We start from the raw sequence: 14,615 nt of genomic DNA on the forward strand, positions 1-14,615 counted from the left end.
TAAACGGGTGACCCACGGTGTCGGGATCGCCACGTACCCTGGTTTGATGGCGAACGACGAGCAGACCCCGCGGCGACGTGCGAGCCTCGAGCTGCTCCGTGCCGAAGCCGCCGACGAGCTCTCGGTGCTGGTGCACGAGCGCCTTCGTGCCGGCGAGGATCCGTGGGAGTTCATGGACGATCTGCCGTCCGTCGACGAACTCGTCGTCTACCTGCTCCGCGCCGAGAACATCGCGGCAGACGGCGGGTCGCGTCCGAACGCCAACCGCCATTACCGGGTGCTGAGGCAGATCGCCCTCGACTATCCCCCGCTCACCCGTGCCGTGTGGTCGCTGCTCGGCGACGCCAACACGCACCGCCGGTGGGATCCGACGGTGCGTGCCGAAGCGAGCTGACGAACGCGGCCCGAGAACCCGGGTCACGAGTTGGCGGCGCGCCACTCCTTCTCCTTGGCGATCCACTCGTCGTTCTGATCGAAGTCGCTGAGCTCGTTGACGCGACGCACCTCGAGTGCGGTGCCGGGGCCGAGCGGGCACTTGCGCGCCCAGTGCTCGGCTTCCTCCCGCGATGCGACCTCGAGGATCCAGTAGCCGGTGAAGACCTCGCGCGCCTCGGCGAACGGTCCGTCGGTCACGGCGGGCGGGACCGAGTCGAAATCGACGCGGAATCCTTCGGACGCATCCGACAGGCCCTCGGCGCTGAGGAACACGCCGGCCTTCTGCAGTTCCTCGTTGTAGCGACCCATCGCGGCGTACGCCTCCGCCATGTCGAAGGTCTCGGGGTCGAAAGCCGCAGCAGCCTCGGAGCCGACCTGCATGATGAGCATGTAACGCATGGGATTCCCTTTCGTCGGGGCGATGTGGCCCGGTCGGAGGGCCGTTCGGCCCCTTCACCATGTCCGTCGAACAAGCCTCGCGCAGATCGACACGGGCCACGAAGAAATCTGGGGAATCGCGGATGCTGCGACCGGCATATTCCGAAAACACCGGGTAGATGCCGAAAACCCCCGCCGAATGGGCCGGCGGGGGTTTTCGTGACGAGGTGAGCAGCTCAGCCGATGTAGGCAGCGAGATCCTGCTCGAGGGCGAACTTCGGCTTCGCGCCGATGATCGTCGTCTCGACGGCGCCCTTGTTGAACACCTTCATCGCGGGGATCGAGGTGATCTGGTACTTCATCGCGAGGTCGGGGTTCTCGTCCACGTTGAGCTTGAGGATCGTGATCTTGTCGGGGTGCTCCGACTGGATCTGGTCGAGGACGGGCGAGACCATGCGACACGGGCCGCACCACTCCGCCCAGAAGTCCACGAGCACCGGACCCTCGGCCTGGAGCACGTCCTGCTCGAACGTGGCGGAAGTCGTCGCCTTGGCGGTCATCTGTGTTTCTCCTTCGGTGGGAAAGTCTGTCCACGCTCATACAACGCGACACGCGCGAGAAGTGTTCCCCGCTTGCGCGGCGCCGGTCCTCGCGCTAGGCGGCCTCGACCTTGGCGACCGGCTCCGCACCGGGAAGCCCGTCGATCTCGGCGGCGTCCGGGGTTGGGGCGCCCGCCTCGCCGAGGGCGGCGAGGAAGTGCTCGACGTCGAGAGCCGCCACGGTGCCGCTGCCGGCGGCCGTGACCGCCTGACGGTAGGTGGGGTCGATGACGTCGCCGGCGGCGAACACGCCGGGCACCGACGTGCGCGACGAGCGGCCGTCGACCCAGACGGTGCCTTCGGGGGTGAGCTCGAGCTTGTCGTGCACGAGGTGCGTGCGGGGGTCGTTGCCGATCGCGACGAACACGCCGTCCAGCGCCAGCTCGCGGCGCGAGCCGTCGACGGTGTCCTCCAGGACGACGCCGGTGACCGCGTCGTCGCCGAGGATGTCGACGACCTCGCTGTTCCACACGAACTCGATCTTCTCGTTCTTGAACGCGCGCTCCTGCATGATCTTCGAGGCGCGCAGCTCGTCGCGGCGGTGGATGATGTGCACCTTCGACGCGAACTTGGTGAGGAACGTCGCCTCCTCCATCGCGGAGTCGCCGCCGCCGACGACCGCGATCTCGCGCTCACGGAAGAAGAACCCGTCACACGTCGCGCAGTACGAGACGCCGCGACCGGAGAGGCGCGCCTCGCCCTCGATGCCGATCTTGCGGGGCGCGGAGCCGGTGGCGAACACCAGCGCGTCCGCCTCGTGCGAGGCGCCGCTGCCGAGGGTGACCTTCTTCACGGGGCCGTCGATGTCGAGCGAGACGACGTCGTCGTACAGCACCTCGGCACCGAACCGCTCGGCCTGCTCCTGCATCTTCGCCATGAGGTCCGGACCCATGATCGCCTCGGGGAACCCGGGGAAGTTCTCGACCTCGGTGGTGTTCATCAGCTCGCCGCCGGCCTCGACCGAGCTCGCCACGACGAGCGGGCTCAGGTTGGCGCGCGCGGCATAGATGGCCGCCGTGTAACCCGCGGGACCCGAACCGATGATGATGACCTGACGCACGTGCGCACCTTTCCTCGTGAAGCCCCGCGCAACGTCTCATGACACGCGTGACGGCTCCGGATGCCTCAACACATGGTAACCGCGTGGCATTCCGTGGCCCGTCCCCCGCGCCCCACCCGGACACATGGGCCGGCCGGACTCAGCGGCGACCGGGCAGGAAGCGGCGCACCAGGCCGGTGGCCACCGCAAGCTCGGGCGCGCGGAAAAGGGCGAGGATGCCGACGTACACGGCGATGACGACCGTGCCGATGACAGCTGCACCGGCCGCACCGAGGATCTGACTGGAGGCCGTCCAGCCTTCGGCGCCACCGCACCACACGAAGACGAGCCAGCCAGCGGCCGCCGCGGGAATTGCTGCGAGGACGAAGCGGCCGAGCGACAGCATCCAGGCGCCCGTGCGCAGACCTCCGAGGCGGCGTTCGAGGAGCCACGTCGCAAGGACGACCTGCACGATGCTGGCGAACGACTGGCCGATCGCGACAAGTGCAGCCAGGTACTCCAGTCCGATGACCCCGGCGTCCACGAGTGTGCGGGCACCGAGTGCCGTGGCGACGACGATGGCGCACTGAAGCAGCGTGAAGAAGAACGGAGTGCGCGTGTCGTTGTAGGCGTAGAAGGTGCGCTGGATCACGAACAGAACCGCCAGCGGGATCAGACCGACCAAGAATGCGAGCAGCACCCACGCCGCCTGCACGGCCTCGTTCGCGGTGTTCGTGAATATGCGGGAAGCCGGCACGGCCGCGGCGGCCAGTGCGAACGTCGAGATCACGATGAACACACCGAGCGTGCGGATGCTGCGCCCGATGTCGGAGCGAACGTCATCGTCGCGTCCGGCGTGCGCGTGCTCGCTCAACTGGGTGAAATAGGGCGTTCCGATCGACAGGACGATGATCGAATAGGGCAGCATGAAGAGCAGCCAGGCGTAACCTGACGCGGCCGCGGCAGGTCCGGCACCCGAGGCGTCAGACAGCACACGCGACTGGAGCAGTCCCGCGAGCTGACCCGCGACGACCATCAAGAATGTCCAGCCTGCAAGGCGCCCGATCTGGCCGAGGCCGACGCCGCGCCACCGGAAGTCTGGTCGCACGTGGAGGCCGGTGCGTCGCCAGAAGAAAAGCAGCATGACCGCCTGCACCACGATTCCGAATGTCGCGGTGCCGGCGAGGATCGCGATCATGGCCGGCGTCCAGTCAGCCGCAGTCGTGATCGGACCGCCGAAGAGGGCGAGGAAGGCGAGGAACCCGCCGATCGATACCACGTTGTTGACGATCGGCGCCCACGTGAACGGGCCATAGATGCGGCGTGCGTTCAGGGCTTCGCCGACCAAGGCGTAGAAGCCGTAGAACAGGATCTGAGGCAGGCACCAGTACGCGAAGGTCGTGGTGAGTGCAAGTTGCTCTGTCGTGTAGCCAGGAGCGTACAGCTGCACGAGCCAGGGCGCAGCGAGGGTCGCCAGCGCGGTGGCGGCGAGCAGCACGACCGTGCCGAGCGTGAACACCTTCGAGATGAAGGAACGACCTCTGTCTTCGTGCGATGCGGCCCGCACGATCTGGGGAACGATGACGGCGGTGAGCAGGCCCGTCGAGATGATCGCGTAGATGTTGTTCGGCAGCTGGTTGGCCGTTCCGAACGCATCGCCGGCGCGGCTGCCCACCGAACCCACGACCGCAACGAGGACGATCCCTCGAAGGAACCCGGTGAGGCGCGAGACGATCGTGCCGGCGCCGATGAGGGCGCTCGCGCGCCCGATCCCGCTCACCGCACGTCTCCCTCAGCCGCTGCGGGCACCTCGGCTTCGGCCTTCGCGTCGGCCCTGTCCGGCTCGGCGCCCAGGACCGTCTCACCATCGGCACCACCTGGGGCGGCAGCATCCGTCGCCTTGCGTCGGCGGCGCACGCGCAGGACGGTACGCGCGATGCCGAACAGCAGGAGCATGCCGACGAGCACGGCGAGGGCGGCGATGCCGACGGCCTCCCAATCGGCGTACACGTTGACCTCGACGGATTGCGGCTCGCCGATGGCGACGAACGCGGGGCTGCGCAGCTGCAGGGTCAGGGTGACGTCGCCGCGGCCGACGCGCGCCTGCACGGGCACCTCGACGCGCGTGTTGCTCTGCGGCGTCGCGACGATGGGGGTCTCGCCCTGCACATCGAGGCGGAGATTGTCGCGGGTCGTGTAGAGCACGAGGTTGACGGGGTACGGCAGGTCGTTGCGCACCCAGAACCGCAGTGCGGCGCTCGAGCCGTAGAGGTCGCTCGGGCTCGTGGGGAGCAGCGCGACGGAGTCCAGCGTGCCGGCGGTCGCGGCGCGGTGCTCGGCCAGCACGGTCGGCCACGTGGTGTCACCGATCCACGCGACGCCGAGGACCTGCAGGAGGTCGGCGCGCTCCGGTCCGGTCAGCAGGGACGGCTGGTCGAGGATCGTCGCGAACCGCGCGAGCTCGCCCTCGTCTGCGACGAGAGCGGATGCTGCGGCCGCGCGCTCCGGCGAGGACTCGACGCCGGTCAGCTCGACGTCGAACGCCTCACCCGCCGCGACCGTCGCGATCGTCCGGGGCGTCATGCGGGGTGCGGAGAAGGCGGCGGAGATGGCCGCCGCGAGCTCGACGCGGGAGCGCCCGTCGCCGCGACCGACGGTGACGAGGAGCGGGCCGTTCGTCTCGGCCGCCGCGAAGGCGAGGTAGGCGGTCGCGGCGGTGAGCGGTGCGCCGCGCAGCCAGGGCTCCTCCCGCTGAGATGCGTCGTCGAGGGCGGCGGAGACGTCGCTGTCGTGGACGAGAACCTCTCCGGCGCCGACGCGGCCGTGCGCCGAGACGGTGCGGCCGTCGGAGCCGGCGTCCGTCGTCGAGGAAGGGATGAGGGTCGAAGGAGCGGTGCCGTCGGTGGTGGCGATGTCGGTGAGGCGCGAGATGATCTCAGCGTCCGCAGTGCCCTCGGCGGGCCAGTACACGCCCTGCCGCGTGGCGGGGCCGACCGTCAGCAGCTCGTCCGTGCTCGGCAGGGCGGCGTCGGGCTGTGGGGTGGGCGCGGTCGTGGGGGCGTCCGACGGGGCCGGGGTCGGCGTCGGCGTCGGCGCCGCGAAGTTGGACTCCGACATGTATGCGGTGAAGGACGTGGGCTGCAGCGGCCGCGGCAGGCCCGCCTGCAGCTGCGCGGTGACGTCGGCGTCTCCGAACTGCAGGGCGAAGCGCGAGTTCGGGATGCTCTCGAGGCGCGTGAGCCACTCGAGCGCGGAGTCGGGCGCCGACGTGCCCAGCACGCGGATCGACGCGGGCACGGCCGGGTCGACAGCGAGGATCGCGGGGGTCCCGGTCACGCCGTCGAGCTGGTTGGTGAGGTCGCCGTCGGGCGCGGTGAGCTCGGCGAGCTGCTCCGCGGTGAGGAGGCCCTCGCTGAGGGCGCCCGTGGTGATCGGGACGATCACGCCGATGCCGACGTCGGTCGCCTCGGCGGGAGGGACGATCATCGTACTCGTGGCCGTCACGGTGCCGTCCGTGCCGGGATACGACGCGGCGAGCGGGTAGACGCCGGGAGCGAGACCCGCGAGCGCCGGGTGGTCGGCGGCGATCGTGATGCCGCGCACCTGGAACCCGCCGGGATCGACCGCTGCGATCTGGTCGGTGGCGATCGCCTCGAGCGCGACGTCGGTCGATGTGCCGTCGAGCCAGTCGCCCAAGTCGTCGCGGTCGGCGATCGGCGTGCGCCCGAGCGACAGCGTGACGGGGGTGGGCGCCACCTCGGCGTCCGTGCCGTTCTGGATCGAGACAGACGCGCTCAGCGCGTCGCCGGGGTTCACGATGCCGTTCGCCACGGGTGACAGGGTGAACACGGTGGTGCCGGTGGGGACGGCGGACGTCGCGGTCGGCGAGGGCGTCGGCGTCGGGTCCGCCGCGACCGCCGGAGCCGGCAGCAGAAGCCCGGCGAGCACCGCCACGGCCGCCAATCCGGCGGTCACGAGGCGCGGTACGTGGCGCGGGGCACGCCGCGGGGCTCGCGGTGAAGTCACGATCATCCTGTCGGGGGGTTCGCTCCTGTGCGATGTCCTGACCGCACGATCGAGGAGATTCTACGGTCCGCGGCTCCGAGCCCGCCTGAGGACAGGCGGCGCGGTTGAATGGTCCCGTGCTTCCCGAACCGGATACCGACCTCTGCCGTGACCTCGCCGCCGACCTCCACGGCGCGGGATTCACCGCCGAAGCCCTGCGCGACGCGTGGGGCGGCGCGGCCGACGACGCGATCGCGCGGGGCCTCCGGTCGCCGGCGTCGCGCGCCCTCGGCAGCCGCGACGACGCCCTCGCCGTGCTGGGGAGACTTCTGGTGCTCGGGATGCCGCAGGCCGTGGCATCCGTCGATCAGGCGCTCTCGCGAGCCGGCGCAGCGGGACTCGTGCGGCTGGGGCTCGCCGAGGTCGACGGCGGCGAGGCGCGCCCGCTCGCCGTGGTGCGGCCGCAGTCGTACGCAGACGCGTCCGGGTCCGGACAGTGGTGGATCGCCAGCGACCTCGACGAGGCCGCGCTCGGCGGGCCGCTGCCCGAGGATCACGTGCTGGGCGTCGGCGGTGCGTCGCTGACGCTCGCCGGGCTGCAGCTGCCGACCCGCGCCGAGCGCGCCCTCGACATCGGGGCGGGCTGCGGCATCCAGGCGCTCCGCGCCCGCGCGCATGTCGAGCACGTGGTGGCGACCGACATCTCGCCGCGCGCGCTCTCGTTCACGCGCCTGAACGCCCTCCTCAACGGCATCGACGGCATCGAGGTGCGCCTCGGCAGCCTCTTCGAGCCGGTCGCCGGCGAGCAGTTCGACCGGGTCGTGTCGAACCCGCCGTTCGTCATCACACCGCGGGTCGCGCACGTTCCCGCCTACGAGTACCGCGACGGCGGCATGGTCGGCGACGACGTCGTGGCCGCTTTCGTGACGGGCGTCGGCGACCACCTGGCGCCGGGCGGCATCGCGCAGCTGCTGGGCAACTGGGAGACCCGGGACGGCGCGCCCGGGCTCGAGCGCGTGCGCGGGTGGGTCGAGTCGTCGCCGGTGCCGCTCGACGCCTGGGTGGTCGAGCGCGAGAGCCTCGACCCGCTGTCGTACGCCGAGTTGTGGGTGCGAGACGGCGGCACGCTGCCCGGCACGCCCGGCTTCGCACGACTCGTCGACGCCTGGCTCGACGACTTCGCGGCCCGCGCCGTGACCGAGGTGGGCTTCGGGTACCTTCTGCTGCGGCGTCCGGCCGACGGCGGCCCCACGCTCGCCCGGTACGAGACGCTCCACACGGCGCTCGCGGGCGAGGGCCTCGGCACGCACCTCGCCGCCGCCCTCGAGGCCCACGACCGCCTGAGCGTGCTCGACGACGCGGGGCTCGCAGCATCCGTTCTCCTCGTCGCCCCCGATGTCACCGAGGCGCGCCACCACCTGCCCGGCGCCGAGGATCCGACGGTCATCGAACTGCGCCAGGGCGGCGGCTTCGGCCGGGCGCTGGGCGTGGATCCGGGCCTGGCCGCGCTGGTCGGGGCGTGCGACGGCGACCTCCCGGTGGGCGTGCTGGTCGACGCGATCGCCGATCTGCTCGACGTCGACGCGACCGCGCTGCGCGCGGACCTGCTGCCCCGCGTGCGCGAGCTGACGTTCACCGGGTTCCTGCGATTCGCGTGAACGGCGCTCGGTAGGCCCAGCCTGCGCGCGGATAAGCTCGGTGCCATGCTCAACATGGCCGAGGGCATCGCGCGCCTCGGCGCGCTCGCCGAGTCCCCCGTCGTCGCCGCGCTGGCACGCGCGTTCGCCGACGCCGGCTACGACCTCGCGATCGTGGGCGGTCCCGTCCGCGACGCCCTGCTCGGCCGGCCGACCAACGACCTCGACTTCACGACGAACGCGCGCCCCGACGACATCCTGCGGATCGTGAAGCCCATCTCGTCCGCGCAGTGGGACATCGGCCGCGCATTCGGCACGATCGGTGCGCGCGTCCACGGCGAGCAGGTCGAGATCACCACGTACCGCGCCGACAGTTACGACGGCGTCACACGAAAGCCCACCGTCGAGTTCGGCGACACCATCGAGGGCGACCTCGTGCGCCGCGACTTCACCGTGAACGCGATGGCGCTGCGCGTTCCCGGCCGGACGCTGGTCGACCCGACCGGGGGCGTCGAGGATCTCGTCCACGGCGTGCTGCGCACCCCCACCGACCCCTCCGTGAGCTTCGGCGATGACCCGCTCCGGATGCTGCGGGCCGCCCGGTTCGCGTCGCAGCTCGGCTTCGCCGTCCACCCCGACACCGAGGCCGCGATCCAGGAGCTGCGCCGCACGCTCGAGATCGTGAGCCCCGAGCGCATCCAGGCCGAGCTCGTGAAGCTGCTCGCGACGGACGACCCGGTGCGCGGCATCCGTCTGCTCGTCGAGACGGGACTCATGGCCGAGTTCCTGCCCGAGATCCCCGCGCTCCAGCTCGAGGTCGACGAGCACCACCACCACAAGGACGTCTACGAGCACTCCCTCACGGTGCTGCGGCAGGCCATCGAGCTGGAGAAGACCCGGAACCCGGATGCCGCACCCGACGTCGCGCTCCGGCTCGCATCACTGCTGCACGACATCGGCAAGCCCGCGACCCGCCGGCTCGAGCCGGGCGGGGGCGTGACCTTCTACCACCACGACCTCAAGGGCGCGCGGATGGCCCGCAAGCGCCTGCAGGAGCTGCGCTTCGACTCCGCGACGATCGCGACGGTGAGCCGGCTCATCGAGCTGCACCTGCGCTTCTTCGGGTACTCCGAGGGCGCATGGACCGACTCGGCGGTGCGCCGCTACGTGCGCGATGCCGATGCCGAGCTCGAGCGCCTCCACATCCTGACGCGCGCCGACGTGACGACACGCAACGTCAAGAAGGCCGCGCGTCTCGCCCGCGCCTACGACGACATCGAGCGCCGCATCGCCGAGCTCGCCGCGCAGGAGCAGCTGGACGCGATGCGCCCCGAGCTCGACGGCAACCGCATCCAAGAGGTGCTGGGCCTGAAGCCCGGCCGCGAGGTGGGCGAGGCGTACCGGTTCCTCCTCGACCTTCGCCTCGACGAGGGCATCGTCGGCGAAGAGGAGGCCGAGCGCCGCCTGCGCGACTGGTGGTCCGCGCGCGCCTGACCCCTTTCAGGGCGACGGATGCTGCGCTGCGCCGCTGTGCGGAATCAGCCGGCGAGCGCGCGCAGATGCGCGGAGACCCGCTCGGCGAAGGCAGGGCAGCCGGCCCAGCTGAGCGCGTCGGCGAGGGCACCCTGGTGGCGGTCTCCGCGCGATAGGAGCACGCGCTCGCGCTGCGCGGAGGTCACGTGCCGCACGTCGGCACCCGCGGTGTCGTCGATGAGGCAGAGGAACTCGTCGGGGGTGCAGACCTCGAACGGCAGCGGGTCCCCTGTCCCGATCCCACGAGGGTGGGTCGAGACCAGCACGTGAGCGCCGGCGGAGGCGGCGTCGGTCGCGGCGAGGCGGGGCTCGATGGCCTCCTCGAGGTCGATGTCGGCCTCGACGGCGCCGATCACCTCGTCGAGGCTGCTCGCGAGGAGCTCGAGCCGCCGCCGTGAGGCCGCCCGCCGGCTCGGCTGCCTCCCCGACCACAGCCGGACGGAGTCGGCCACGACGCCCGCCGACGAATGCAGCTGGAAGGACCCGGTCTGGTGGCGCAGCAGCGCGAGCCATTCGTACGGGGTGCGCGCGGCGAGGACGTCGCTGTCGACGAACACACGGTGCAGCACCCGGTCAGACTACCCAGCGCAGGTTGTCAAACGGCTCCGAGTTCCGCTCCCCGTTCCTCCCCGAACTCGTCGTCGAGCTCGCGCAGGGCGTCGAGGGCCTCGCGGCGCGCCCGGGCCCGGCTCCGCCGCAGTGCGAGGACGTCGGCGGTGCGCAGTCGCGTGTGCGTTCCCACCCGGTGGGAGGCCAGCTCACCCGTCCGCACCAGCTTCATCAGGGTGGGCCGGGACACCCCGACGAGCTCCGCCGCCACGGTGGTGGTCAGCTCGTCAGGCAGAGTGGCGACCGACACGCGCCCGCGGGCGAGACCCTTGAGGACATGGGTGAGGAGTGAGGTCAGCTCCGCCGGGATCGGAGTCACGACCCCGTCCTCCGCGGTGACGGTGAACCCGACGGAGCCCAGATCGGGGACCCGGCCGAGGAGGTCGGCGGCCTCCTCGCTCAGACCCTCTTCGACGAAGACTGTCCCGTTCGACAACAACACGCTCATACGGCCCCCCGACCTGCGTCGCGCACCACCCCTGAGCGCTCTACAGGGCAATGCTATCCGGTTGCAGTTGCACGTGCATGCTTTGCAGATACATCTGTAACGCGCTAGCGTCGCCCGAGACCGACTCACCGATCGAGGGGACAGGAACCACGTGGATGCGGTAGCGCTCAAGCGGACCTGGAATCAGGTCGCCGCCCACGGGGACGCGGTCCCCGGGTACTTCTACGCGCACCTCTTCCTCGCTCACCCCGAGACTCGCGATCTGTTCCCCGTCGCGATGGCGGCGCAGCGCGACCGCCTCGTCAAGGCGCTCGGCCACATGGTGAGCAACGTCGACCGCGTCGGGGACGTCGTCCCGTACATCGAGGATCTCGGCCGCGATCACCGCAAGTTCGGAACCATCGCGGCCCACTATCCCGCGGTGGGCGCGTCGCTGCTCGCGACCCTGAAGCACTTCCTCGGCGACGCCTGGACGGCGCAGCTCGCCGCCGACTGGGCAGAGGCGTACGGGCTCATCGCGACCACGATGATCACGGCCGCCGAGTCCGTCGAATCACAGCCCGCGACATGGGCCGCGGAGGTCGTGGCGACCGAGAGACGGGGAATGGATGTCGGCACCCTGACGATCCGTCCCGATGACCGCTACCGCTACCAGGCCGGCCAGTCGCTGGCGATCGAGATCCCGCAGCGACCCCGCCAGTGGCGCTACCTGTCTCCGACGCACGCGCCGCGCGCGGACGGCACGATCACCTTCCACGTCCAGCTCGTCGCGGGCGGCCAGGTCAGCGGAGCGCTGCTGCGCGACGTGCGGGCCGGCGACCGCGTCCGCCTCGGACCGCCGATCGGCGAGCTGCTCACCCTGCCCTTCGACAGCGAGTGGCCGGATCTGCTCCTCGTCGCCGGCGGCACCGGCCTCGCTCCGCTGCTCGCCGTGATCGACCAGGTCGCCGCACGCCACGCCGCCCGCGGGAACGGCCCGCACGTCGCGCTGTACCAGGGGGTGCGGCATCCGTGGGGCTTCTACGCGAAGCCCGAACTCGAGAAGTACGCCGCCGCGCCATGGCTCGACGTGGAGTACGGCGTCTCGGACGACCCCTCCCACCCCGGACGCCGCGGGCTGATCGGCGACCTCGCGGCCGCGGACGGCCCGTGGGACGACCGCCTCGCGATGGTGTGCGGCTCGCCCCGCATGGTCGACCACACCATCGCCGCCCTGCGCCGCGCAGGCCTCGACGAGCACCGCATCCGCAGGGAGAAGTACGAAGACCCGTTCACCCAGCAACCCAGCGCCGCCACCGGACGAGCAGACTCCCCGGAGCTCGTCCGCCCCGCCGTCTCGCTGGGAGTCCAGTAGAGCGAAGGCGATCATGACCGCGATCCAATCCGTATCCACCACGCCGGAATCGCTCCGTGCTGCGTCCTTCTCGGACGAACGCCACGGCTACGCCCGTGGTGAGGTCGACGCGCTGCTGACCGCGGCGGCCGACGCGCTCGAGGTCGCCTGGCGCGAGAACGCGGCACTGACCGCGAGCGGCGTGAGCTCGGACGAGGGCGAGATCTCGAGCCGAGCCGTCCTCCTGCTCAGCAGCGCGCAGCGCATCGCCGACGACGCGGTCTCCGAGGCCGAGTCGTACGCCCGGGACCTCATCGAGACCGCACGCAAGCAGTACCGCGAGATCGTGGAGCGGGCTCAGCAGGTCGCTCACTCGATCGAGAAGGAGGCGGCGGCGCACCCGGGTCAGGTCGCGGCTGCGCAGGCCGGAGCGTCTGCGCCCGCAGCGCCCGCACCCGGCGCACCGGCGGTCCCGTCGTGGGCCACCGACCGCTCGCCCGCGCTCGCGTTCGCCACGGATGATCTCGAGGTCGCGGGGCCCGCCTCGCCGGACGATGTCGTGCGCGCCCGCCAGTTCGCCCGCATGGCCACCGCCCAGGTGCATTCGCTGCTCGAGTCGATCGAGCGGGAGCTCGGACGCCTCGGTGCCGGCACCGCGCGGGCCACCGCGGCGGCCCCAGCGCCGGCGCCCGCCCCCGCCGAGCCCTCCGACGAGGGCCCCCGCCGGCGAAGCGACATCGAATACTGAACCCCGCACGACGACATCCCCACGATCGGAGCACCCGCATGACTGACACGAGCGAAGCGACCCTGTACCAGCGACTCGGCGAAGGCGCGGGCATCGCCGCGGTCGTCGACGGCCTGTACAGCCGGATCATGGCCGACGAGACCCTCGCGCCCTTCTTCGAGGACACCCGAATGATCGAGCAGAAGCGTCACATGGCGCTCTTCCTCGCCGCCGCGGCCGGCGGCCCCGACGGATACCGGGGCAAGGACCTGGGCGTCGCGCACGCCGGCCGCGGGATCACCGACGCCGACTTCGACCGCGTCATCGGCCACGCCGCAGCGGCCCTCGCTGACGCGGGCGTCGACGCCGACGCGATCGACCAGGTCGCCGGCGCGCTCCTCCCCCTGCGCGCGATGGTCACCACGGCGGCGGCGTAGTCCGGCTCGCACCTACACTGGAGGCACGCTCCACCGACGTCGATCGGAGCCGCCGTGCCATCATCCTGGTCGCAGCGCCGCGAGGTCTCGCCAGAGACCTCCCGCCTGCTCATCGAGCGCGCCCACGAGGAACTCGTGGCAGGCAACACCGCCGACGAGCGGCTGCGCGACGTCCGCCTGCTCGTGCGCGACTCGTGGCACCGCTCGCTCGAGCGCCTCGTCGGCGCCGAGACGCTGCCCCCTCTCGATCTGACGGCCGAGGAGCTCGAGGCATACCGCCGCGCCCATCCGCTGTCCGCGGTCATGGACATGGTGCGCGGGCTGCTGCTTCCGGGCGAGGCATCCGAATCCGGCGTCGTCGTCGCGGTGGGCGACGCCGCCGGGCGTCTGCTGTGGGTCGAGGGCGACCGCAACGTGCGGCATCTCACCGGCGACATGGGCTTCGTCGAGGGCGCGAACTGGTCGGAGGACGCCGTCGGCACGGCGGCCCCGGGCACCGCGCTCGCTCTCGACCGATCGGTGCAGATCGCCGGTGCCGAGCACTTCAACCGGCTCGTGCAGCCGTGGTCGTGCAGCGCCGCGCCCGTGCACGACCCCGAGACGCGGCGCATCCTCGGCGTGATCGACGTGACCGGCGGTCTCGAGGCCGTCACGCCTCAGGCGCAGCTGCTGGTGGATGCCACGGCCCGGGCGATCGAAGGCGAGCTGCTGGTCGCGCGGCTCCGGGTGCGCGCCGAGCCGCAGAGACCCGCGCGCCGCGCGCCCGCACGGCGGGCCGAGCCTACGCGCGCGACGCTGCGGGTGCTCGGCCGCGACCGCGCGCAGCTCGAGGTGACCGGCGAGGGCTTCGAAACGGTGTCCGAGCTCGGTCCGCGCCATGCCGAGCTGCTGCTCATGCTCGCCGTGCATCGGCAGGGGTTGTCGGCAGAGCGGCTCGGCGACCTCGTATACGGAGAGTCGGCCGGGGATGCGGCATCCGTCACCCTCCGCGCCGAGATGGTGCGCCTGCGCAAGGCGCTCACGTCGGCCGCCCCGGCGCTCGTGCCGGAGTCGCGCCCGTACCGCCTCGGCGTCGAGGTCGAGACAGATGCGCACCAGGTGCTGTCGCTGCTCGACCGGGGCGCACACCGCGTCGCCCTCGCCGCCTACCGCGGCGACGTGCTCCCCGACTCGGTCGCGCCGGGGGTGGAGGAGTTCCGCGAGACCGTGCGCGCCGCGCTCCGCGAAGCACTCATGGCCGAGGCATCCGTCGACGTCCTCCTCGCATTCGCGGAAACGGATGCCGCCGCCGACGACGTCGAGCTGCTCCGGCTGTGCCTGTCGATGCTGCCCGCGCGCTCGCCCCGCCGCGCCGGCCTCGTCGCCCGCATCGAGAGGCTCGAGTCCGAGGACTGACCCCACCCCCCGCTCGTTGAGCGAGCTTGCGAGTCGAAAC

At 71.6% G+C, this 14,615-nt stretch carries 14 protein-coding genes; 7 read left to right on the top strand and 7 right to left on the bottom strand.

Annotated elements, in window-relative coordinates; translation table 11 throughout:
• The first annotated feature begins 46 nt into the window (after nucleotides 1–46).
• Nucleotides 47–394, top strand: coding sequence for a tryptophan synthase subunit alpha (locus MRBLWH7_RS13870; RefSeq protein ID WP_341995425.1), 348 nt, complete (start codon nucleotides 47–49; stop codon nucleotides 392–394).
• Nucleotides 395–417: 23 nt separating this feature from the next.
• Here MRBLWH7_RS13870 and MRBLWH7_RS13875 read toward each other — a convergent pair whose 3' ends face one another.
• The 5 genes from MRBLWH7_RS13875 to MRBLWH7_RS13895 all read right to left on the bottom strand — a co-directional run bounded on the left by MRBLWH7_RS13875 (nucleotide 418) and on the right by MRBLWH7_RS13895 (nucleotide 6,477).
• Nucleotides 418–834: a YciI family protein gene (locus tag MRBLWH7_RS13875; RefSeq protein ID WP_341995427.1), complete on the bottom strand. Its 417-nt coding sequence runs from the start codon at nucleotides 832–834 to the stop codon at nucleotides 418–420.
• Nucleotides 835–1,049: 215 nt separating this feature from the next.
• Nucleotides 1,050–1,373: a thioredoxin gene (gene trxA, locus MRBLWH7_RS13880; RefSeq protein ID WP_045301944.1), complete on the bottom strand. Its 324-nt coding sequence runs from the start codon at nucleotides 1,371–1,373 to the stop codon at nucleotides 1,050–1,052.
• A gap of 94 nt (nucleotides 1,374–1,467) precedes the next feature.
• Complete coding sequence (gene trxB / locus MRBLWH7_RS13885; protein WP_341995430.1) at nucleotides 1,468–2,472, bottom strand: thioredoxin-disulfide reductase; 1,005 nt, start codon at nucleotides 2,470–2,472, stop codon at nucleotides 1,468–1,470.
• Nucleotides 2,473–2,611: 139 nt separating this feature from the next.
• Nucleotides 2,612–4,231, bottom strand: a complete 1,620-nt coding sequence (gene murJ, locus MRBLWH7_RS13890; RefSeq protein ID WP_341995432.1) for a murein biosynthesis integral membrane protein MurJ — start codon at nucleotides 4,229–4,231, stop codon at nucleotides 2,612–2,614.
• Nucleotides 4,228–6,477 carry a DUF6049 family protein gene (locus tag MRBLWH7_RS13895; RefSeq protein ID WP_341995434.1) on the bottom strand — a complete coding sequence of 750 codons (2,250 nt, stop codon included), beginning with the start codon at nucleotides 6,475–6,477 and terminating at the stop codon, nucleotides 4,228–4,230. The genes murJ and MRBLWH7_RS13895 overlap by 4 nt, the downstream gene beginning before the upstream one ends.
• Before the next feature lie 116 nt (nucleotides 6,478–6,593).
• On the opposite strand from MRBLWH7_RS13895, the gene MRBLWH7_RS13900 reads away from it, so the two are divergent.
• The gene (locus MRBLWH7_RS13900) at nucleotides 6,594–8,114 is read left to right on the top strand and encodes a methyltransferase (RefSeq protein ID WP_341995436.1); all 1,521 of its coding nucleotides are present in this window, start codon (nucleotides 6,594–6,596) and stop codon (nucleotides 8,112–8,114) included.
• Nucleotides 8,115–8,159: 45 nt separating this feature from the next.
• Nucleotides 8,160–9,587, top strand: coding sequence for a CCA tRNA nucleotidyltransferase (locus MRBLWH7_RS13905; protein WP_341995438.1), 1,428 nt, complete (start codon nucleotides 8,160–8,162; stop codon nucleotides 9,585–9,587).
• 44 nt (nucleotides 9,588–9,631) lie between these two features.
• Here the strand turns inward: MRBLWH7_RS13905 and MRBLWH7_RS13910 are convergent, their stop codons facing one another.
• Nucleotides 9,632–10,195: a hypothetical protein gene (locus MRBLWH7_RS13910; protein WP_341995440.1), complete on the bottom strand. Its 564-nt coding sequence runs from the start codon at nucleotides 10,193–10,195 to the stop codon at nucleotides 9,632–9,634.
• Nucleotides 10,196–10,221: 26 nt separating this feature from the next.
• The gene (locus MRBLWH7_RS13915; RefSeq protein WP_341995441.1) at nucleotides 10,222–10,671 is read right to left on the bottom strand and encodes a helix-turn-helix domain-containing protein; all 450 of its coding nucleotides are present in this window, start codon (nucleotides 10,669–10,671) and stop codon (nucleotides 10,222–10,224) included.
• A gap of 163 nt (nucleotides 10,672–10,834) precedes the next feature.
• Between MRBLWH7_RS13915 and MRBLWH7_RS13920 the strand changes: the two genes are divergently transcribed.
• The 4 genes from MRBLWH7_RS13920 to MRBLWH7_RS13935 are packed head-to-tail and all read left to right on the top strand — an operon-like array spanning nucleotide 10,835 to nucleotide 14,575.
• A complete protein-coding gene (locus MRBLWH7_RS13920) occupies nucleotides 10,835–12,037 on the top strand; it encodes a globin domain-containing protein (protein WP_341995442.1) in 1,203 nt (400 codons plus the stop codon).
• 13 nt (nucleotides 12,038–12,050) lie between these two features.
• Nucleotides 12,051–12,764 carry a DivIVA domain-containing protein gene (locus tag MRBLWH7_RS13925; RefSeq protein ID WP_341995444.1) on the top strand — a complete coding sequence of 238 codons (714 nt, stop codon included), beginning with the start codon at nucleotides 12,051–12,053 and terminating at the stop codon, nucleotides 12,762–12,764.
• 38 nt (nucleotides 12,765–12,802) lie between these two features.
• Entirely contained in the window at nucleotides 12,803–13,180 is a 378-nt protein-coding gene (locus MRBLWH7_RS13930; protein ID WP_341995445.1) for a group 1 truncated hemoglobin, read from the top strand.
• A 54-nt stretch (nucleotides 13,181–13,234) separates the two neighbouring features.
• Nucleotides 13,235–14,575, top strand: a complete 1,341-nt coding sequence (locus tag MRBLWH7_RS13935) for a transcriptional regulator (protein ID WP_341995447.1) — start codon at nucleotides 13,235–13,237, stop codon at nucleotides 14,573–14,575.
• Nucleotides 14,576–14,615: the final 40 nt, after the last annotated feature.

This window comes from Microbacterium sp. LWH7-1.2, from assembly GCF_038397755.1.
Taxonomy (GTDB): Bacteria; Actinomycetota; Actinomycetes; order Actinomycetales; family Microbacteriaceae; genus Microbacterium.

Bases quoted from the DNA above. Each gene is read 5' to 3' on its own strand.
- MRBLWH7_RS13870 (WP_341995425.1), top strand. From the start codon at position 47: ATGGCGAACGACGAGCAGACCCCGCGGCGACGTGCGAGCCTCGAGCTG.
- MRBLWH7_RS13875 (WP_341995427.1), bottom strand. From the start codon at position 834: ATGCGTTACATGCTCATCATGCAGGTCGGCTCCGAGGCTGCTGCGGCT.
- trxA (WP_045301944.1), bottom strand. From the start codon at position 1,373: ATGACCGCCAAGGCGACGACTTCCGCCACGTTCGAGCAGGACGTGCTC.
- MRBLWH7_RS13905 (WP_341995438.1), top strand. From the start codon at position 8,160: ATGCTCAACATGGCCGAGGGCATCGCGCGCCTCGGCGCGCTCGCCGAG.
- MRBLWH7_RS13925 (WP_341995444.1), top strand. From the start codon at position 12,051: ATGACCGCGATCCAATCCGTATCCACCACGCCGGAATCGCTCCGTGCT.
- MRBLWH7_RS13930 (WP_341995445.1), top strand. From the start codon at position 12,803: ATGACTGACACGAGCGAAGCGACCCTGTACCAGCGACTCGGCGAAGGC.